At 70.2% G+C, this 17,553-nt stretch carries 18 protein-coding genes; 10 read left to right on the top strand and 8 right to left on the bottom strand.

Going from position 1 to position 17,553, the window contains the following annotated elements; all coding sequences use genetic code 11:
* Positions 1–280: 280 nt before the first annotated feature.
* The 7 genes from HLB44_RS36020 to HLB44_RS35990 all read right to left on the bottom strand — a co-directional run bounded on the left by HLB44_RS36020 (position 281) and on the right by HLB44_RS35990 (position 7,683).
* Positions 281–1,525, bottom strand: a complete 1,245-nt coding sequence (locus tag HLB44_RS36020; protein ID WP_173135555.1) for an acyl-CoA dehydrogenase family protein — start codon at positions 1,523–1,525, stop codon at positions 281–283.
* A 14-nt stretch (positions 1,526–1,539) separates the two neighbouring features.
* Positions 1,540–2,553 carry a zinc-dependent alcohol dehydrogenase family protein gene (locus HLB44_RS36015; RefSeq protein ID WP_246312677.1) on the bottom strand — a complete coding sequence of 338 codons (1,014 nt, stop codon included), beginning with the start codon at positions 2,551–2,553 and terminating at the stop codon, positions 1,540–1,542.
* 5 nt (positions 2,554–2,558) lie between these two features.
* Positions 2,559–3,713, bottom strand: a complete 1,155-nt coding sequence (locus HLB44_RS36010) for a thiolase family protein (RefSeq protein WP_173135549.1) — start codon at positions 3,711–3,713, stop codon at positions 2,559–2,561.
* Positions 3,714–3,725: 12 nt separating this feature from the next.
* Positions 3,726–4,151 carry a Zn-ribbon domain-containing OB-fold protein gene (locus tag HLB44_RS36005; protein WP_173135546.1) on the bottom strand — a complete coding sequence of 142 codons (426 nt, stop codon included), beginning with the start codon at positions 4,149–4,151 and terminating at the stop codon, positions 3,726–3,728.
* A gap of 16 nt (positions 4,152–4,167) precedes the next feature.
* The gene (locus tag HLB44_RS36000) at positions 4,168–5,349 is read right to left on the bottom strand and encodes an acetyl-CoA C-acyltransferase (RefSeq protein ID WP_173135543.1); all 1,182 of its coding nucleotides are present in this window, start codon (positions 5,347–5,349) and stop codon (positions 4,168–4,170) included.
* A gap of 8 nt (positions 5,350–5,357) precedes the next feature.
* Complete coding sequence (locus HLB44_RS35995; RefSeq protein WP_173135540.1) at positions 5,358–6,467, bottom strand: acyl-CoA dehydrogenase family protein; 1,110 nt, start codon at positions 6,465–6,467, stop codon at positions 5,358–5,360.
* Between the two features lie 67 nt (positions 6,468–6,534).
* Positions 6,535–7,683 carry an acyl-CoA dehydrogenase family protein gene (locus HLB44_RS35990; RefSeq protein WP_173135536.1) on the bottom strand — a complete coding sequence of 383 codons (1,149 nt, stop codon included), beginning with the start codon at positions 7,681–7,683 and terminating at the stop codon, positions 6,535–6,537.
* Between the two features lie 111 nt (positions 7,684–7,794).
* Here HLB44_RS35990 and HLB44_RS35985 point away from each other — a divergent pair, with 111 nt between their 5' ends.
* The 8 genes from HLB44_RS35985 (at position 7,795) to HLB44_RS35950 (ending at position 14,055) form a co-directional block, all read left to right on the top strand.
* Positions 7,795–8,565, top strand: a complete 771-nt coding sequence (locus tag HLB44_RS35985; RefSeq protein ID WP_173135533.1) for an enoyl-CoA hydratase/isomerase family protein — start codon at positions 7,795–7,797, stop codon at positions 8,563–8,565.
* Between the two features lie 6 nt (positions 8,566–8,571).
* Entirely contained in the window at positions 8,572–8,943 is a 372-nt protein-coding gene (locus HLB44_RS35980) for a Zn-ribbon domain-containing OB-fold protein (RefSeq protein ID WP_173135530.1), read from the top strand.
* Positions 8,944–8,954: 11 nt separating this feature from the next.
* A complete protein-coding gene (locus tag HLB44_RS35975) occupies positions 8,955–10,106 on the top strand; it encodes a thiolase (protein WP_173135527.1) in 1,152 nt (383 codons plus the stop codon).
* A 207-nt stretch (positions 10,107–10,313) separates the two neighbouring features.
* Positions 10,314–11,315 (top strand): ABC transporter substrate-binding protein, encoded by a 1,002-nt coding sequence (locus HLB44_RS35970; RefSeq protein WP_173135524.1) that lies wholly within the window; start codon positions 10,314–10,316, stop codon positions 11,313–11,315.
* Positions 11,315–11,896 carry an SCO family protein gene (locus tag HLB44_RS35965; protein WP_173135522.1) on the top strand — a complete coding sequence of 194 codons (582 nt, stop codon included), beginning with the start codon at positions 11,315–11,317 and terminating at the stop codon, positions 11,894–11,896. The genes HLB44_RS35970 and HLB44_RS35965 overlap by 1 nt, the downstream gene beginning before the upstream one ends.
* Before the next feature lie 98 nt (positions 11,897–11,994).
* Positions 11,995–12,504, top strand: a complete 510-nt coding sequence (locus HLB44_RS35960; protein WP_246312673.1) for a cupredoxin domain-containing protein — start codon at positions 11,995–11,997, stop codon at positions 12,502–12,504.
* Positions 12,505–12,509: 5 nt separating this feature from the next.
* Complete coding sequence (locus tag HLB44_RS35955; RefSeq protein WP_173135520.1) at positions 12,510–13,271, top strand: ABC transporter permease; 762 nt, start codon at positions 12,510–12,512, stop codon at positions 13,269–13,271.
* Positions 13,261–14,055, top strand: coding sequence for an ABC transporter ATP-binding protein (locus HLB44_RS35950; RefSeq protein WP_246312672.1), 795 nt, complete (start codon positions 13,261–13,263; stop codon positions 14,053–14,055). Before HLB44_RS35955 ends, HLB44_RS35950 begins: the two co-directional genes overlap by 11 nt.
* 26 nt (positions 14,056–14,081) lie before the next feature.
* Here HLB44_RS35950 and aspA read toward each other — a convergent pair whose 3' ends face one another.
* Positions 14,082–15,494, bottom strand: a complete 1,413-nt coding sequence (gene aspA, locus HLB44_RS35945; protein WP_173135518.1) for an aspartate ammonia-lyase — start codon at positions 15,492–15,494, stop codon at positions 14,082–14,084.
* A gap of 125 nt (positions 15,495–15,619) precedes the next feature.
* Between aspA and HLB44_RS35940 the strand changes: the two genes are divergently transcribed.
* Entirely contained in the window at positions 15,620–16,537 is a 918-nt protein-coding gene (locus HLB44_RS35940) for a LysR family transcriptional regulator (protein ID WP_173135516.1), read from the top strand.
* 54 nt (positions 16,538–16,591) lie between these two features.
* Positions 16,592–17,542 (top strand): alpha/beta hydrolase, encoded by a 951-nt coding sequence (locus HLB44_RS35935; RefSeq protein ID WP_173135514.1) that lies wholly within the window; start codon positions 16,592–16,594, stop codon positions 17,540–17,542.
* The last annotated feature ends 11 nt before the right edge of the window (positions 17,543–17,553 follow it).

Raw genomic sequence — 17,553 nt, 5'->3', positions numbered from 1 at the left:
GCTGCGCGGCCCGGGCATTCAGAGATGAGCGTCGAGCAGCGCAGCAGGCGCGGGTCGGCGACCGAAGGGAGCTGGGCGGACGTGTCTGAGCGGCTGTACTCGGCCGCGAGTTGTCCGCCCATCCCGCGTCTGCGAGCAGCGCAGAGCAGTCGGCCCCCCAGGGCCGACCGCCATCTCGCCCGGGCCGTGCAGCCCGCGCCCGGCTTTGCCGCTCCCGCCATCGCAAGCCAACAGCACTCCAACGACCGCAACGGGCCGTCAGCTGCCTCACCGCCGCGCGTCATCGCGCCCCTCCGCCCAACGCATTGAACGGCAACTGCTTGTCGACGCGCACATCCTCCGGCAGCCCGAGGATGCGCTCGCCGATCACGTTGCGCATGATCTCGTCGCTGCCGCCGCCGAGGCGATCGACGACCGAGCCGAGCCATTCGTTGGGCCACACGCCGGCCAGCGGCGCGTGCGCGGCGTCCAGCACCGCGCCCTGCCCGCCCATCAGGTCGAGCGCGAAGGCGGTCATCTCCTGCACCAGCGTGCCGAGCACCAGCTTGCCGATGGCGATCTCCGGCCCGGGCTCCTCGCGTCGCGCCAGCGCGGTGAGCATGCGCTGCACCGTGTGGCGCACGCCGGCCTCGCGCACGTGGAAGCCGGCCAGCCGCTCGCGCACGCCGCCGTCCTCGATCGCCGGGCGGCCGCCGATGTGCACCTGGCGCGCCAGCCGCACCAGCGCGGCGATCAGCGGCTGCAGCTCCTTGACGGCGATGTTGCCGCGCTCGCCGGCCAGGAAGGAGACCACCACCTTCCAGCCCGCGCCAATGTCGCCGATGCGGCAGGCATCGGGCACGCGCAGGTCCTCGAGGAAGACCTCATTGAAGTTGCTGCCGCCGGTGAGCTGCCGGATCGGCCGCGTGCGAATGCCCGGCGACTTCATGTCGACGATGAAAAAGCTCAGGCCCTTGTGCTTGGGCACCGTGGCATCGCTGCGCGCGAGCAGCACGCCCCAGTCGGCCAGGTGCGCGTTGCTGGTCCAGATCTTCTGGCCGTTGAAGACCCACTCGTCGCCATCACGTTCGGCGCGCGTGCGCACGCCCGCCAGGTCCGAGCCCGCGCCCGGCTCGCTGAAGAGCTGGCACCACAGCAGGTCGCCGCGCAGCGACGGGCGGATCAGCTCGTGATGCAGCGGCCGGCTGCCGTGCTTCATCAGCAGCGCGCAGCAGCCGCGGTTGACGATCATGAAGTGATTCGTCGCAGGCACGTCGAAGGCGGCTTCCTCCTGCGCAAAGATCATGTGCTCCAGCGCACTGCCGCCGCGCCCGCCGTGCTGACGCGGAAAGTAGATGGCACCGAAGCCGCCCTCGAACTTGGCCACCTGCCAGGCGCGAGCGCGCGGGAAGTCGGCGCTGAAGTCGCCGGTTTCCTGGTTGATCGCCAGCGACTGCGTCGCATCGCGCGGCTTGGCGTTCGCTTGCAACCAGGCGCGGGCTTCAGCGCGGAAGGCCGCCTCGTCGGGGGTGTCGTTGAAGTCCATGTCTTCGCAGGTTCTCAATCGATCTGCAGCACGACCTTGCCGAACTGCTCGGCGCGCGGCGCCGCAGCCAGGGCCTCGGGCAAGGCCTCGAAAGGCCAGGTGGTTTCGATCTCGGGCTGCAGCCGCGCCGCCGCGACGGCCTGCGCGAGCGCACGCTGTTCGGCCAGCGGCCCGGCGTTGTTGCCCTGCAGTTGCAGCTGGTGGCCGAGCAGCCACGGCAGCGCCACCGGCAGCTCCGGGCTCGCGCCGAGCGCGCCGACGACGCTGCAGCGGCCGCCCGGTCGCAGCGCCTGCAGCGACTGCGCGATCGTCGCGGCGCCGCCGGGGTCGAGCACGCGGTCGGCGCCGCGGCCGCGCGTGATCTCGTGCACCGCGTCGGCCCATTGCGGCACCGCCAGGTAATTGATCGTGTGCGCCGCGCCCAAGCTTCGCGCACGCGCCAGCTTGTCGTCGCTCTTCGAGCTGACGATGACTTCGGCGCCGGCCGCCTGCGCCAGCTGCAGCGCGAACAGCATCACGCCGTTGGTGCCCTGCACGACGACCACGTCGCCCGACCGGACACCCGTGGCGCCACCGAGCGCACACCATGCGGTGAGCCCGGCGAAGGGCAGCGTTGCCGCCTTCCTATCGCTCAAATGAGCCGGCACCTCGACCAGCGCCGCGGCATCGGCCAGCAGGTAATCGGCGAAGCAGCCGTCGCGCTGCAATCCGCCGAGCGTGCTGGCCGCGATGTCGGCCGCGGCGATGCGATCGCCGGTCCAGGCTTGCACGAAGAGCGGGTTCACGCGCTGGCCGATGCGCCAGCCGGCGACGCCTGGGCCCAGCGCCGCGATCTCGCCGACGCACTCCCCGCCCAGGACGCGGCCGGTCGCGTCGCCGTACGCGCCCAGCGCCATCTTGTGATCGCGCAGGTTCACGGCTGCCGCACGCACGCGCAGCAGCACCTGGCCGGGGCTGGGACGCGGCGTCTCGCGCTGCTCGAGCCGCAAATGCTCGAGCCCGGCACCATGGCTGACCCAGGCGCGCATGGCGCTCAACGCGACAGAATGGTCACGCAGCTCGACCCCGGGAAGCCATAGACGTGCGTGAGCCCCGTCTTCAGCGCCCGCGGGACCTGGTGCGGCCCGGCGACGCCACGCAGCTGACGGCAGATCTCATGGATTTGCCGCAGTCCCGAGGCGCCGATCGGCTCGCCATTGGCGAGCAGGCCGCCATCGGTGTTGACCGGCAGGCGGCCACCGCGTTCGGTGACGCCGTCGTGCACCAATGCCTCCTGCTCGCCGTCGCGACACAGGCCGAGCTCGGCCAGGTGCATCAGCTCGTGGCCGACCTCGGTGTCCTGCACCTGAACAATGTCGATCTCGTCCGGCCCGATGCCGGCGGCCGTGAACGCGGCGCGCGCCGCGGCCGCGCTGGCGCCGGGCGTCTCGCGCGATGCGAACGACGGGTTCTGCACGTCGAACGAGCCGCCCTGACGGGTGCGGAACTCACCGGCGCGCACGTAGATCGGCGTGCCGCTGAAACGGTGCGCGATGTCGGCACGGCACACCACCGCCGCCGCCGCGCCGTCGCTGGGCGAGCAGAAGTGGTACTTGCGCAGCGGATCGCAGACGATGCGCGACGCATCGATCTCCTCGGCCGTCAGCGCCGTGCGGCGCCACGCCGCCGGGTTCAGCGCGCCGTTGGCGAAGGCCTTGACTGCCGTGCGCGTCAGCGTGCGCGGCGTGATGCCGAAGTCGTGCATGTAGCGCTGCAGCTTCATCGCGAAGAACTGCGGGTTCACCGCCAGGCCGGCTTCGCCGTACCACTGCGGCAGGCCGGTCGAATCCATGGTCTCGCCGGACGAGAACGCGCCCTTCGGATGTTTGTCCAGCCCGATCGCGATGCCCACGTCGGCCGTGCCGGCGCGGATGGCGTTGATGACGTTCAGCAGCAGGTTGCCACCGGTGGCGCAGCCGTTGAAAAGCTTCGAGAACGGGATGCCGGTCAGCCCCAGAAACTTGTTCATCGTCTCGGGCATCATCACCGAGAGGCTGCCGGCATACGCCACCTGGATGTCCGGCCAGCGCACCCCCGCATCGGCCATCGCGAGGCGCGCGGCCTGCACGCCCATCTCGATCGCGGACAGGTGATCGTGGCGGCCGAAGGGATGCAGCCCGACGCCGATGATTGCAATGTCGTTGGCCATGTCTTTTTTCCGTTAGGCGGGGGCGAAGGCAAAGCCGAGCACCGTGCGGCCCTGCGCATCGGTGCCGAAGGGTTCGAGGACCAGCTCCATCGGCATGCCGATCTTCAGCTGCGCGGCATCGTTGACGGTGAGCCGGCCCTGCACGCGCAGGCCTTCCGCCAGCTCGACGTAACCGACGCCGAAGGGCACGAAGTCCTGCACCGGCCCGCGGTAGGGCGGCACCGGCGGCGGGAAGGCCTGCACGGTCCAGGTCCAGAGGATGCCGCGCCGGCTCATCGGCGTGCGCTCCACGCTCAAGCCGGCGCAATGCGGGCAGTTGTCCTGCGCCGGGAAGTGCCAGCCGCCGCACTCAGTGCAGTGGCCGCCGATCAGTTGCGGCGTGGCCGACGGCCAGGTGAAGAGGCCGTCGGCGATCGGGATCTGCTGGGTGGTGTTCATGGAGTCCTTCGATAGTTCATGCGATCTCGAGCAACGCGGCCGCGCCCATGCCGCCGCCGACGCACATCGTCACGACGGCGTGGCGCACGCCGCGGCGGCGGCCTTCGATCAGCGCATGGCCGACGAGGCGCGAGCCGCTCATGCCGAACGGGTGGCCGATGCTGATCGCGCCGCCATTGACGTTCAGGCGCGCATCGTCGATGCCGAGCTGGTCGCGGCAGTACAGCACCTGCACCGCAAAGGCTTCGTTCAGCTCCCACAGGCCGATGTCGCCGACGGCGAGACCATGGCGCTGCAGCAGCTTCGGCACCGCGAACACCGGTCCGATGCCCATCTCGTCGGGCGCACAGCCGGCCACCGCGAAGCCGCGGAAGAGGCCGAGCACCGGCAGGCCGAGGCGCTCTGCGCGCCGCGCGTCCATCAGCACGCACACCGATGCACCGTCGGACAGCTGGCTTGCATTGCCCGCGGTGACTACGCCGTCGGCGCCGGCGATCGGCTTCAGCGCCGCCAGGCCCGCGGCGGTCGTGTCCGGCCGGTTGCCCTCGTCACGCTGCAGACGCACGGCCTGCGTGCCGGTGGACTGGCCCTGCTTGTCGCGCAGCGCCTGCACCACGTCGATCGGCGCGATCTCGGTATCGAAGGCGCCGGCCGCCTGCGCGGCGGCGGTGCGCTGCTGGCTCTGCAGCGCATAGGCGTCCTGCGCGTCACGGCCGATGCGGTAGCGCTGCGCGACGTTCTCGGCGGTGGCGATCATCGTCGCGTAGACGCCGGGCCAAGTGGCCATCAGCGCTTCGTCGACCGCGCGGTGCCGGTTGCGATGGTCCTGCACCAGCGACACCGATTCGAGGCCACCGGCGACCGCGACCTCGGCCTCGCCGCAGCGGATCGCATTCGCGGCGATCGCGATCGCGTTCAGGCCGGACGCGCACTTGCGGTCGAGCGTGGCCGCCGGCACGCTCGCTGGCAGGCCGGCACGCAGCGCGGCTTGGCGAGCGATGTTGCTGCCGGTGGCGCCCTCCTGCCAGGCACAACCGAGCACCACGTCGTCGACCGCATCGGCCGGCACGCCGGCGCGTTGCAGCGCCGCAGCGATCACGTGCGCGCCGAGCGTTGCGCCATGCGTGTCGTTCAAGGCCCCGCGAAAGGCCCGGCCGATAGCCGTGCGTGCGGTGGCGACGATCGCGACGTCGTTCATCGTCGTCCTCACGCTGCGATGGCCGCGGCATCGCCGCGCGCCGTCAGGTCGGCCCAGAAGGTATCGACGCCGCGCGAGATCACCGCCTGGCCGAGCGCCTCGCTCCAGTGGCGGTCGCTGCCGAACTCGCTGCGCCAGGCCAGCAGGCGGCGCGTGAAGTGATGCAGATCGTGCTCGCGCGTGAAGCCGATCGCGCCGTGCACCTGGTGCGCGACCGCGGTGGCAGTCTCGACCGCCAGGTTCGCGCGCAGCTTGGCCGCGGCGATCTCGAAATGTGCGTCGCCGCCGGCGCCGGCACGGGCTGCGCTGCCGACCGTCACCCTCGCTGCGCTTCGAAAGGCCGCCTGCGCCGCGCAACCCACCGCCGCGACCTCGGCGCCGAACAGCGCGAGCTGCTGCTGTATCGCCTGGAAGCTGCCGATGGGCTTGCCGAACTGCACGCGGTCGCGGGCATGGTCCACCGTGCGCTGCAGCAGCGTGCGCATCGCGCCGGCCATCTGGCCGACCCGCCACAGCGCACCCACGTACACCAGGCCCTGCGCGAGTGGCGCCGGGCACGGCACGGCCAGCGCCGGCACCTGATCGAACTGCAGTCGGTCGCGCGGCTCGCCGGCCGGGTTGTGCGCGGGTCGGCACGACGCAGCGGCGACCGGCAGCGCCAGCAGCCGCCAGCCGCCCGCCTCCTCGATCACCGCCAGCACCTGGTGCAGGTGGCGCCCCCAGGGCACGCCGTGCAGCGTGCCGGTGAAACGCGGCGGCGCATCACCCGCGGCGGCTTCCAGCATGCCGGTGGCGGTGGTGGCCAGCGCGACGGGCGCCGCGGCTTCGGGTAGCGCCAGGCCGCAGCGTGCGGCCACGCAGCGCGCCAGCATGGCCTCGCCCAGCGGCAGCGCCACGGCGAACGCGCCGAGCGCCATCGCCACGGCCAGCGCATCGTCCAGCGTGCCGCCGGCACCGCCCTGCTCCTCGGGTACGAGCAGCAGCGGCAGGCCCATCTGTTCCAGCTGCTGCCAGAGGCCCTGGTTCCAGCCCTCGGACAACGCGGCCTGCGTCTTGCCCTGATCCCGGAACAAGCGAGTCAGCGTGTCAGCCAGCAAGCGGCTCTGTTCATTGCTCATTGGACCCCCTTGGCGCTGCGCGCCGTCCCCCCAAGGGGGAATTCGCCCTTCGGGCGGCCGTGCGGGCTCATCTCAACCCCAATCCCCTGGCGATGATTCCGCGCAGGATTTCGCGTGTGCCGCCGCGCAGCGAGAATGACGGAGCGGTCTGCAACAGCAGTGCCAGCACGCGCGCCAGCGGCGTCTCGTCGTACAGCGCGACCCCGTCGTCGAACAGCGCCTGCACGCGGCGCGGCAAGGCCTGCTCGAAGCTGTTGCCCAGGTCCTTGACGATCGCCGCTTCCAGCGCCGGGTCCTGGCCGGCGGCCAGGCGCGCGGCGACCGACAGCGACATCTCGCGCAAGGTCCACAGCTCGGCGCTCAGGCGGCCGATCTCGATGCGCTGCGCCTGCGAGGCCGGATCAGCGCAACGCAGGAACTCGACGAACAACGCGTGGCTCGACAGGTAGCGCTCGGGTCCGCTGCGTTCGAGCGACAGCTCGCTGGTGCACTGGGACCAGCCTTGGCCCAAGACACCGAGCAGCATGCCGGGCGACAGTTGCACGTCGTCGAAGAAGACTTCGTTGAAGTGCACCTCGCCGGCCAGGTCGACGATGGGCCGCACCGTGACGCCGGGGCTCTTCAGGTCGACCAGGAACTGGCTCAGCCCTTCGTGGCGCTTGCCGCCTGTGGCCTCGCCGGTGCGTACCAGCGTGATCATCATGTGTGCCTGGTGCGCGTGCGTGGTCCACAGCTTCTGGCCGTTGAGCACCCAGTGCTCGCCACGCCGCTCGGCGCGCGTGCGCACCGCGGCGAGGTCGGAGCCGGCGCCAGGCTCGCTCATGCCGATGCAGAAGAAGCACTCGCCGCGCGCGATCGCGGGCAGGTAGCGCAGGCGCTGCGCCTCGCTGCCGTAGCGCAGCAAAGCCGGGCCGCTCTGGCGGTCGGCAATCCAATGCGCGCCCACCGGCGCACCCGCGGCGAGCAGCTCTTCCAGCAACACGTAGCGTTCGAGCGCGCTGCGCCCGGCGCCGCCGTACTGCGTTGGCCAGGTCAGGCCGATCCAGCCGCGCGCGCCGAGCGCGCGGCTGAACGCCGCGTCGAACACGCCCCAAGCATTGGCGCGCCGTTCGGCCGGGATGCCAGCCGCATGCTCGGCCAGGAAGCCGCGCACCTCGCGGCGCCAGCCGGCGATGCCGGGCGGCAGCGTGGCGGGCTCGAAGCTCAGGAGATCCATGCCCAAGATCTTACCTAGTTAACTAGGTTGAATACGTTCGGGTCATCCCTGAGACTCCGCGACGGCAGAGATCCTAAACTTACATCACCAGGTTAACTATGTAGGTCACCGATGAGCATCGGCTTCACCATCGACGGCGCTGTCGGCATCGTCACCCTCGACCGCCCCGACAAGAAGAACGCCATGCTGCTCGCGATGCGCGACCGCTTGGCTGAACTGTGCGAGGAGATCAACGACCGGCCCGAGCTGCGCGCCGTCGTGCTCACCGGCGCGGGCACCGATTTCTGCGCCGGCGCCGACATCGGCGAGATGGGCATGGGCGGGCTCAACGGCTCGTTCCTGCGCGCGCGCCACATGCACAAGGCGATCCGCGCGCTGGCGCGGGTGCAGAAGCCGGTGATCGCGGCGACCCGTGGCGTCGCGGTCGGCATGGGCTTGTCGATGGCGCTGGCCGCCGATGTGATCGTGGCCTCCGAGACCACGCGCTTCTCGCAGATCCAGCGCAAGATTGCGCTGCCGCCCGATGCCGGCGGCGCCTGGTTCCTGGTGCGCCGGCTTGGGGTGACGCAAGCCAAGGACCTCGCCTTCTCGGCACGCATGGTGGGCGCCGACGAGGCGCTGGCGCTCGGCCTCGTCAACAAGGTGGTGCCCGATGCCGCGCTGATGGACCAGGCGCTGGCGCTGGCGCACGAGTACGCCGCCGCGCCGACCATCGCGCTCGGCCTGGCCAAGCGCATGTTCGACGTCGCCGCCACGCTGACGCTCGATCAGTTCATGGACCTCGAAGGCAGCATGCTGCCGCTGGCGGTGCAGGCCGACGACTTCAAGGAAGGCACGCAGGCCTTCAAGGACAAGCGCGCCGCGCGCTTCACCGGACATTGAGCGCCGATGGAGACGCTGCTGCATCCTGAAAGCCAGTTCCGGCAACACCTCGAAGCCGGCCGCTTCATGCTGCTGCAATCGCGCGCGAGTGGCGCCTTCATCCACCCGCCACGGATCGCGGCACCGGGCAGCGGCGCGACCGACCTGCACTGGGTGCCGGCCTCGGGCCGCGGCACGGTGTACTCCAGCACCACCGTGCGTTGCAAGCCGCCGGCGCTCGACTACAACGTGGCGCTGATCGAGCTCGCCGAGGGCCCGCGGATGATGAGCACCGTCACCGGCATCGCGCCGGCGCAGGTGCGCATCGGCATGGCCGTGGTCGCGCAGATCGATGCCGGCGACGAGGGCCCGCGCGTGGTCTTCGTGCCGGCCAACTGAAGGAAACCGCGATGCACGGCTTTCCGCGCGGCAGGACTGCGATCGTCGGTGCCGCCACTTTCGGCATCGGCAAGGCTCCGGGTTTCGATGCGATCGACCTGGCCGCGCACGCCAGCCTGCGCGCGCTGGCCGAAGCCGGTCTCGCGCCGCGCGACGTCGACGCGCTCTTCATCGCGCAGCCGCAGGACACGCTGGCGACACTGAGCTTCGCCGAGTACCTCGGCATAACTCCCAAGATCAGCGACAACAACCGCAGCGGCGGCTCGGCCTTCCTGCTGCACCTGGAACATGCCGCGCTGGTGCTCGACGCCGGCCTGGCCGACGTGGCGCTGATCGCCTACGGCAGCAACCAGGCCAGCGCCGCCGGCAAGCTGCAGCAGACCAGCCGCCCCTCCGTGTGGGAGGCGCCGTACAAGCCGCTGCGGCCGATCTCGTCGTACGCGCTGGCTGCCGCGCGTCATATGCATCAGTACGGCACCACCAAGCGCCAGCTGGCCGAAGTGGCGGTGGCGGCGCGGCGCTGGGCGCAGCTCAATCCCGAGGCGGTCGCCCGCGAGCCGCTGGATCTGGACACCGTTGTCAATGCGCGCCTGGTCAGCGACCCGCTCGGCGTGCGCGACTGCTGCCTGGTGACCGATGGCGCCGCCGCCGTCGTGCTGGTGCGCGCCGAGCGCGCGCGCGACCATCACGCCAGGCCGGCCTACCTGCTGGCGGCGGCCTCCGCGGTCACGCATGCCGACATCGCCGCGATGCCCGATCTCACCGTCACCGGCGCCAAGTTGTCCGGCGCCCGCGCCTACGCACAGGCGGGCGTGAAGCCGTCCGACATCGATGTCGTTCAGGTCTACGACGCCTTCACGATCAATACGCTGCTGTTCCTCGAGGACCTGGGCTTCTGCGCCAAGGGCGAAGGCGGCGCCTTCGTCGAAGGCGGCCGCATCGCGCCGGGCGGTGTACTGCCGGTCAATACCAGCGGAGGCGGGCTGTCGTATTGCCATCCGGGCATGTTCGGGCTGTTCACGGTGGTCGAGTCGGTGCGCCAACTGCGCGGCGAGTGCGGCGAGCGCCAGGTGCGTGGCGCGCAACTGGCGCTGGCGCACGGCAATGGCGGCGTGCTCTCCAGCCAGGCGACGGCGATCCTGGGCACCGAAGACCGGCTGTAGCAGGGAGAGCGGGCATTCGCTGATGCAGAGGTAGAGATGGTCCTTGCGGTGCTGGACGCGAGCATCGCGCCCGTGTCCCTGAAACAGCCACCTGCGCCAGCGATCGATGTCCGTCGTCACCGACAGCGAGGCGTGAGCGGGGATGGCAGACAATCGTGCACCTCTGTTCGTCCACCCCCTGGCCCTCCCGCGATGGATTCGCCCGCCATGCCGTTCCCCCCGGTCGCCACCCTGACGCGTCGCCGGCTTCTCCAGGCCGCCGCCGCGGCAGCCGCGCCGGGACTCGCTGCCGCGGCCGACAAGCCGCTGCAGGTCGGCGGCCTGCCCGTCACCTGCAACCTGACGCTGCCGGTGGCCTGCGCCGCCAAGGCGGCGGTCGGCGGGCCGCAGTTCGAGTTCAGCAAGTACAACGGTTGGCCGGAGATCAAGGAATCGCTGATGGCGGGCCGCATCCAGGCCGCCTACATGCTCGCGCCGCTGGTGATGGATCTGGCGGACAAGAAGATCCCGGTGAAGATCGTCTCGCTCGGCCATCGCTCGGGCGCCGTGATCATGGTCCGCACCGACTCGACGATCCAGAAGTTCCGCGACCTGACGGGCAAACGCATCGCCATCCCGAGCCGCTTCGCGGTCGACTTCCTGTTCCTGCGCAAGATGCTCGCGCGCGAGGGCATGACGCCCAAGGACATTCAGGTCGTCGAGATGCCGCCGCCCGACATGCCCGCCGCGCTGTACGCCAAGGCGGTGGACGCGTACTGCACCGGCGAGCCCTTCGGCGCGGCGGCCCAGCGCGCAGGGTATGCGCGGCCGCTGCGCATGACGCGCGACGAGTGGCGCAACTACATCTGCTGCGTCCTGACGGTGCGCGAGGAGCTGATCGCCGAGAACCGGCCGCTGGTGCAGGACCTGGTGAACCACGTGCTCGGCGCCGGCGTCTGGCTGGACCAGAAGCAGAACCACCGCAACAAGGCGGTGGCCATCGCCGCCGGCCGCAAGTACTTCAACCAGGACCCGAACATCATCCGCTTCGTGATGGAGAACCCGACCGACCGCGTGACCTATGGCGACCTGCGCATGATCCGCAGCGAGTTCGACGAGCTGATGCAGCTGTCGATCGAGGCCGGCACGCTGAAGTCGCCGGTCGCCTACGAGAGGTACATGGACGAGAGCTTCGCGAAGGCCGCGCGCCCGGCCGCGATCACGCTGTGATGCGCCGCCGAACCCTGACCGCGGCGCTGCTCGCCGCGCCGCTCGCGGCGATCGCCGCCGACTCGGCTGCGCCGCTGAAGGCCGGCGTGTTCGAGCCGCCGGCGCCCGCGCCGGCGTTCGCGCTGCGCGGCTCCGACGGCAGCGCCGACCTGGGTCCCGCGCGCTTTCGCGGCAAGGTGCTGGTGATGTCTTTCGGCTTCACGAACTGCGCCGCGGTGTGCCCGACGACGCTGGCCACCTTGGCCGAAGCGCGCCGCGCCCTCGGGCCGGCCGGTGCCGACGTGCAGGTGATGTTCGTCACCGTCGATCCGCAACGCGACGACGCGGCGCGCCTGAAAACCTACGTGCAGTCCTTCGACCCCGGCTTCGTCGGTGCCACCGGCACGCCGCAGGCGCTCGCCGACGTGCGCAAGCGCTACGGCGTGACGGCCACTAGGGTGCCGATGGGCGACAGCTACGCGGTGGACCACACCTCGTCGGTCTACCTGATCGACCGCGCCGGCAGGCTGCGCGCCATGATGCCGTACGGCCGTGCCGCGAAGGACTACGTGCACGACCTCCGCATCCTTGTAGCGCAGTGAGCCCCGCCCGGCCGCCACGGGACCCGAAGGGGCCCCTTCGGGTCCCAGGGGCTCAGCCCCCGCTCGGCGGGGAGGCGCGAAGCGCCAGGGGTGCACTTATGACCCCGACGCGACGTGTCCGGCGGCGCGCGGCGCTGCTGTTGGCCGCGACCCTGCTGCTCGCCGGCGTGCTCGGGTGGGCCGCCCTCGCGCCGGTGGTGCTCGGCTCGCGCGACGAGCCCTTCGAGATTCCCAAGGGCACCTGGGCGCGTCGCATGGCGGGCGACAAGGTCGAGATCCTGCCCGACACGATCCGCCTGACGCTGGGCCTGAACGACGTGCTGCTGCTGCGCAACCGCGACGACGTGCCGCAGGTGTTCGGGCCGGTGCTGATCATGCCCGGCCAGAGCTTCCGGCTGCCGTTCGAGACCGCGTCGACCTACAGCTTCGCGTGCACCGCGCATGCGAGCGGGCAGATGAGCGTGATCGTCGATCCGGCGCCGCAGGCCGGCTGGCCGCGCCTGCAGTGGCGGCTGCAGCGGTTGGAGCGCATCTTGCGCGGCGGGGCTGCACGGGGTGGCGAGTCGCCGATGAACAACGTGCAATCCAATGGAGAGGCTAACCGGTGAAGGACATGGCAGAACGCCTGCGGCGCATCGTGCCGCCGTTGATCCTGATGGCGCTCGTGATCGCCGCGTGGTGGGGGATCGTCGTGGAGAGCGAGAGCGCGATCTTCCCGACGCCGTGGCAGGTGGTGACCGGCGCGGCGGAACTGGCCGAGGACGGCACGCTGTGGGAGCACATCGGCGCGTCGCTGTTTCGCGTCGGCGTCGGCTTCGGCCTGGCGTTGCTGCTGGCCGTGCCGCTGGGGCTGTGGATGGGCTGGGTGGCCAGCGCCTACCGCACGCTGAATCCGATCTTCCAGATGCTGCGGCCGATCTCGCCGATCGCGTGGATCCCGATCTCGATCCTGTGGTTCGGCGTCGGCGACCTGTCGCCGATCTTCCTGATCTTCATCTCGTCGGTGTTCCCGATGATCGTGCAGACGACCGCCGGCGTGCACACCATCGAGCGCCGATACCTGCGCGCGGCGGCGAACTTCGGCGTCTCACGCGCGGTGCTGTTCCGCCAGGTGGTGATCCCGGCGGTGCTGCCGGAGATGATCGTCGGCATGCGCATCGGCATCGGCGTCGCCTGGCTCGTGGTCGTCGCAGCCGAGATGATCGCGTTGCGCTCGGGCCTGGGCTACATGATCATGGACTCGCGCAACGCCGGCAACCGCTACGACCTGGTGATCGCCGGCATGATCATCATCGGCGCCATCGGCCTGCTGCTCGACACCAGCACGCGCCTGCTCGAACGACTGAAAACGGTGAGGTGGCGCTATGTCCGCTGACATGGCCGGGCAGGATGAGCGCCGCCGCGCCGCGCCGACCGCGGCCGGCCCGAAGATCGTCGTCGATCACCTCCGCAAGGGCTTCGTCACCGCCAAGGGCTCGCTGCCCGTTGTCGATGGCGTCAGCTTCTCGCTCGCCGAAGGGGAGTTCGTCGCCATCGTCGGACCGTCCGGCTGCGGCAAGTCGACGCTGATGAACATCGTCGCCGGCTTCGAGCGGCCCGACGCCGGCCGCGTGCTGATCGACGGCGCGCTGCTCACGCGGCCGGGTCCGAACGGCATCGTGATCTCGCAACACGGCTCGGTATTCCCGTGGCTGACGGTGCAGCAGAACCTGATGTTCGGCCTGAATGGCGACGAGCATGGCGACAAGGCCGCGCTCGCCGATCACTACGCCGCGATGGTGGGCCTGAAGGGGTTCGAGCATGCCTACCCGCATGAGCTTTCGGGCGGCATGCTCAAGCGCGTGGAGATCGCGCGCGCGCTGGTCGTCAAGCCCGACATCCTGTACATGGACGAGCCGTTCTCGGCACTCGACGCGCTGATGAACCTGCGCATGCGCAACGAGCTGCTGCGCGTGCTCGCCGAGGAGCGCCACACGGTGCTGCTGATCACGCACGACGTCGAGGAGGCGATCTACCTGGCCGACCGCATCCTTGTGCTGTCGCCGCGGCCGGCGACGATCCAGGCCGGCTTTGCGGTGGACCTGCCGCACCCGCGCCGGCTGGCGAGCCCCGAGGTGCAGGCGCTGCGCGAAGCGGTGCTGAAGGAGCTGGGGCTGTAGGCCGCCCTCCCGCCCACGCGAGCGCCCTACTGCAGGCGCAGCTGCACCCGGGGCTGCGTGAGCACCTCGGGGCGCAGGATCTGGTCGAGCTGCTGCGCTGACAGCAGCTGCTTCTGGATCACCAGGTCGTAGACGCTGGCGCCGGTCAGCAGCGCTTCCTGGGCGATCAGCGTTGCATTGACGTAGCCGATGTACGGGTTCAGGGCCGTCACCAGCCCGATCGAGCTCTGCACGCTGTGGCGCAGTGCCTCGCGGTTCACGGTGATGCCTCGCACGCAGCGCTCGGCCAGCGTCAGCATCGCCGTGCGCAGGTGGCTCACGCTCTTGAAGAGGCTGTGCGCGATGATCGGCTCGAACGCATTGAGCTGGAGCTGACCCGCCTCGGCGGCGAAGCTGATCGTCAAGTCGTTGCCGATGACCTCGAACGCCACCTGGTTCACGACCTCCGGAATCACCGGATTCACCTTGCCCGGCATGATCGACGACCCCGCCTGCATCGGCGGCAGGTTGATCTCTCCCAGGCCCGCGCGGGGCCCCGAGGACAGCAGCCGCAGGTCGTTGCAGACCTTGGAGATCTTGACCGCCACGCGCTTGAGCACGCCCGACAGCTGCACGAATGCGCCGCAGTCCTGGGTCGCCTCCACCAGGTTGGGCGCCGTCAGGAACCCGATGCCGGTGATGCGCCCGAGGTGCTCGCACACCTTCTTCGCGTAGTCGGGGTGGGCGTTGATCCCCGTGCCGATCGCCGTCGCGCCGAGGTTGATCTCCAGGATCAGCTGCGCTGCCTCGCGCAGCCGCAGGATGTCCTCCTCCAGCATCACGACGTAGGTCGAGAACTCCTGGCCCACCGTCATCGGCACGGCGTCCTGCAGCTGGGTTCGGCCCATCTTCAGCACATCGGCGAACTCCACCGCCTTGTCGTGGAACGCCGCGCGCAGCACTTCCATCGCTTCGATCAGCCCTTGCACGCCGACATAACCGGCCACCTTCAGCGCCGTCGGATAGACGTCGTTGGTGCTCTGGCTCATGTTCACGTGCTCGTTCGGATGCAGCTCGCCGTACTGGCCCTTCTCGTGCCCCAGCAGCTCCAGCGCGAGGTTCGCGATCACCTCGTTGGCGTTCATGTTGGTCGACGTGCCCGCGCCGCCCTGAATGACGTCGACCACGAACTGGTCGTGAGCGCGGCCTGTGCGCACCAGCTCACACGCGCGCTCGATCGCGTCGGCGAGCGTGGGGCTCAGCAGCCCCAGTTCCTGGTTCGTGCGTGCCGCGGCCTGCTTGATCGCGGCCAGCGCATTGACCAGGTCGGGATACGCCGAGACCGTGATGCCGCTGATCGGGAAGTTCTCCACCGCACGAAGGGTGTGGACGCCGTAGTAGGCGCTGCCCGGGACCTCCCGGTCGCCGAGAAGGTCGTGCTCGATGCGTGTTGTCGCCATGCCGCTGTCGTGTGCCTTGATTACGAAAAGTGCATGGATACTAGGGGAGCCAGGCGTGAATACAATCCTGTGATTCACATTCTGCATGGTTGGGCACGATTTTCCGCATCGAGCAAGGGGGCCGCATGCAAGTCAGGTGGATCGAAGATTTCCTCACCCTCGCCGACGCGAAGGGCTTCGCCCGGGCGGCCGAACGACGCAACGTGTCGCAGCCGACGTTCAGCCGTCACATGCAGTCCCTGGAGGAATGGCTCGGCGTCGAGCTCATCGATCGCCGCGGCTCGCGCATTCAGCTGACACCGTCCGGACGCATCTTCCGCGAGTTCGCCACCGACATGATGCGTCGCACCTACGACATGCGCGCACTGCTGCGTGGACAGACGGCCATCGCCGAGAGCCTGATCCGGTTCTCGGTGGCGCACACCTTGTCGGTATCCTTCTTCCCGCAGTGGCTCAACGAGCTTCGCGCCGCGCTGGGCAACGTCCTCGCGCACGTCAATGCCGTCAACGTCGCCGACGGCGCTCTGGCCCTCACCGAGGGCGCCACCGATCTGCTTCTTGGCTATCACCATCCGCAGTTGCCGGTGCTGCTCGATTCGAAGCGCTTCCCTCACCTGACGCTCTCCACCGAGCGCATGGCGCCGTTCTCCGCGCCACTGCCGAGTGGCGCGCCCCGGTTCAAGGTGCCCGGCCGGGCCGGGGACGTCGTGCCGTTCCTGTCTTATTCCTCCGGCGCCTACCTCGGCCAGGTCGTCGAGATGATCCTGCTCAACGCCGGCGAGCCGTTCCACCTGACGCGGCGGTTCGACACCCACATGGCCGAGGCGCTCAAGGCCATGGTCCTGGCCGGTCACGGGCTCGGATGGTTGCCGCAGAGTTCGACGACGCGCGAGGTCAAGGAGGGCCGCCTGGTCACGGCCGGCTCATTGAAATGGCACTGCGAGCTGGAGGTGCGCCTGTACCGCGCGGCCGATCGCAGCAACGACATGGTCGAGCGCATCTGGGAGCAGCTCGCCACCAAGAAGGGATCGAGCCGCCGCTGAGCGTCGCCGAGCGGGTGTTGCCGATGTCGGCGCCGCGGCACACTCGACGGTGTGATGGGCAACTGGCTCGACCGCTGCCGCAAGCTGTTGCTGCGGCTGCTGCTGCGCGCGCTGCTGAAGCCGCTGTGGCGGCGGCTCGCGGGGCCCGAAGGCATCCGCCGGCTGCGAGCCCACGCAGCGCGCGCCGATCGCTGGGTCGGTGGCGGCCGCGACGCAGCCGTTCAATCGGTGCAGCTCGAGGGTGTCGCCGGCTGCTGGATCGGCGACGCCGCCGCCGCGCAGCACGGCGTGCTGCTGTACCTGCACGGCGGCGGCTTCTGCGTGCACATGCCGGCGACCTATCGCGCATTGGGCGCGGCCCTGCAGCAGCGCACCGGCCTGCGCGTGCTGCTGCCGGACTACCGGCTCGCGCCCGAGCACCCCTACCCGGCCGGCCTCGACGATGTGGAGCGCGTGTACACGGCGCTGCTCGCGAACGCCGTCGCAGACGGACCCGCAGAAGGCCTCGACCCCCGGCGCTGCTGCATCGCCGGCGATTCGGCCGGCGGTGCGCTCGCGCTCGCCCTGCTGCAGCGGCTGCGTGATCGCGGCCTGCCGCTGCCGGCCTGCGCCGTGCTGTTGTCACCGGTCACCGACCTGTGCGGCGGCAGCCCCTCGTGGCAACGCAACGAACGCAGCGACTGGATGTTCACCCTCGCCGCGCAGCCGCTGCTGTGCGAGGCCTATGCACCCGGTCGCGACCTCGCCGATCCCGGCCTGTCGCCGCTGCTCGGCCACTGGCACGGCCTGCCGCCGCTGGCCTTCCACGTCTCGTCGAGCGAGATGCTGCTCGACGACTCGGTGCGCGCGGTCGAGCGTGCGCGCGCCGCCGGCGTGGCGGCCGAGCTGCGCATCTGGCCCGACCTGCCGCACGTGTTCCAGGTCGCGCTGTCGCTGCGCGACGCGCAGCGCTCGCTGGACGAGATCGGCCACTTCATTGCACGCCACTTGAAGGCATCCCCATGAACGCCGTCCTG

It is taken from the genome of Pseudaquabacterium terrae (assembly GCF_013266755.1).
In the GTDB taxonomy this organism is placed as follows: domain Bacteria; phylum Pseudomonadota; class Gammaproteobacteria; order Burkholderiales; family Burkholderiaceae_C; genus Pseudaquabacterium; species Pseudaquabacterium terrae.
Note: the sequence above shows the minus strand (reverse complement) of the source record. Positions and strands in the feature narration are given on the sequence as shown.

Excerpts from the sequence above, each read along its gene's own strand:
- HLB44_RS36020 (WP_173135555.1), bottom strand. The coding sequence starts at position 1,525 with ATGGACTTCAACGACACCCCCGACGAGGCGGCCTTCCGCGCTGAAGCC.
- HLB44_RS36015 (WP_246312677.1), bottom strand. The coding sequence starts at position 2,553 with ATGCGCGCCTGGGTCAGCCATGGTGCCGGGCTCGAGCATTTGCGGCTC.
- HLB44_RS36010 (WP_173135549.1), bottom strand. The coding sequence starts at position 3,713 with ATGGCCAACGACATTGCAATCATCGGCGTCGGGCTGCATCCCTTCGGC.
- HLB44_RS36005 (WP_173135546.1), bottom strand. The coding sequence starts at position 4,151 with ATGAACACCACCCAGCAGATCCCGATCGCCGACGGCCTCTTCACCTGG.
- HLB44_RS36000 (WP_173135543.1), bottom strand. The coding sequence starts at position 5,349 with ATGAACGACGTCGCGATCGTCGCCACCGCACGCACGGCTATCGGCCGG.
- HLB44_RS35995 (WP_173135540.1), bottom strand. The coding sequence starts at position 6,467 with ATGAGCAATGAACAGAGCCGCTTGCTGGCTGACACGCTGACTCGCTTG.
- HLB44_RS35990 (WP_173135536.1), bottom strand. The coding sequence starts at position 7,683 with ATGGATCTCCTGAGCTTCGAGCCCGCCACGCTGCCGCCCGGCATCGCC.
- HLB44_RS35985 (WP_173135533.1), top strand. The coding sequence starts at position 7,795 with ATGAGCATCGGCTTCACCATCGACGGCGCTGTCGGCATCGTCACCCTC.
- HLB44_RS35980 (WP_173135530.1), top strand. The coding sequence starts at position 8,572 with ATGGAGACGCTGCTGCATCCTGAAAGCCAGTTCCGGCAACACCTCGAA.
- HLB44_RS35975 (WP_173135527.1), top strand. The coding sequence starts at position 8,955 with ATGCACGGCTTTCCGCGCGGCAGGACTGCGATCGTCGGTGCCGCCACT.
- HLB44_RS35970 (WP_173135524.1), top strand. The coding sequence starts at position 10,314 with ATGCCGTTCCCCCCGGTCGCCACCCTGACGCGTCGCCGGCTTCTCCAG.
- HLB44_RS35965 (WP_173135522.1), top strand. The coding sequence starts at position 11,315 with ATGCGCCGCCGAACCCTGACCGCGGCGCTGCTCGCCGCGCCGCTCGCG.
- HLB44_RS35960 (WP_246312673.1), top strand. The coding sequence starts at position 11,995 with ATGACCCCGACGCGACGTGTCCGGCGGCGCGCGGCGCTGCTGTTGGCC.
- HLB44_RS35955 (WP_173135520.1), top strand. The coding sequence starts at position 12,510 with ATGGCAGAACGCCTGCGGCGCATCGTGCCGCCGTTGATCCTGATGGCG.
- HLB44_RS35950 (WP_246312672.1), top strand. The coding sequence starts at position 13,261 with ATGTCCGCTGACATGGCCGGGCAGGATGAGCGCCGCCGCGCCGCGCCG.
- aspA (WP_173135518.1), bottom strand. The coding sequence starts at position 15,494 with ATGGCGACAACACGCATCGAGCACGACCTTCTCGGCGACCGGGAGGTC.
- HLB44_RS35940 (WP_173135516.1), top strand. The coding sequence starts at position 15,620 with ATGCAAGTCAGGTGGATCGAAGATTTCCTCACCCTCGCCGACGCGAAG.
- HLB44_RS35935 (WP_173135514.1), top strand. The coding sequence starts at position 16,592 with ATGGGCAACTGGCTCGACCGCTGCCGCAAGCTGTTGCTGCGGCTGCTG.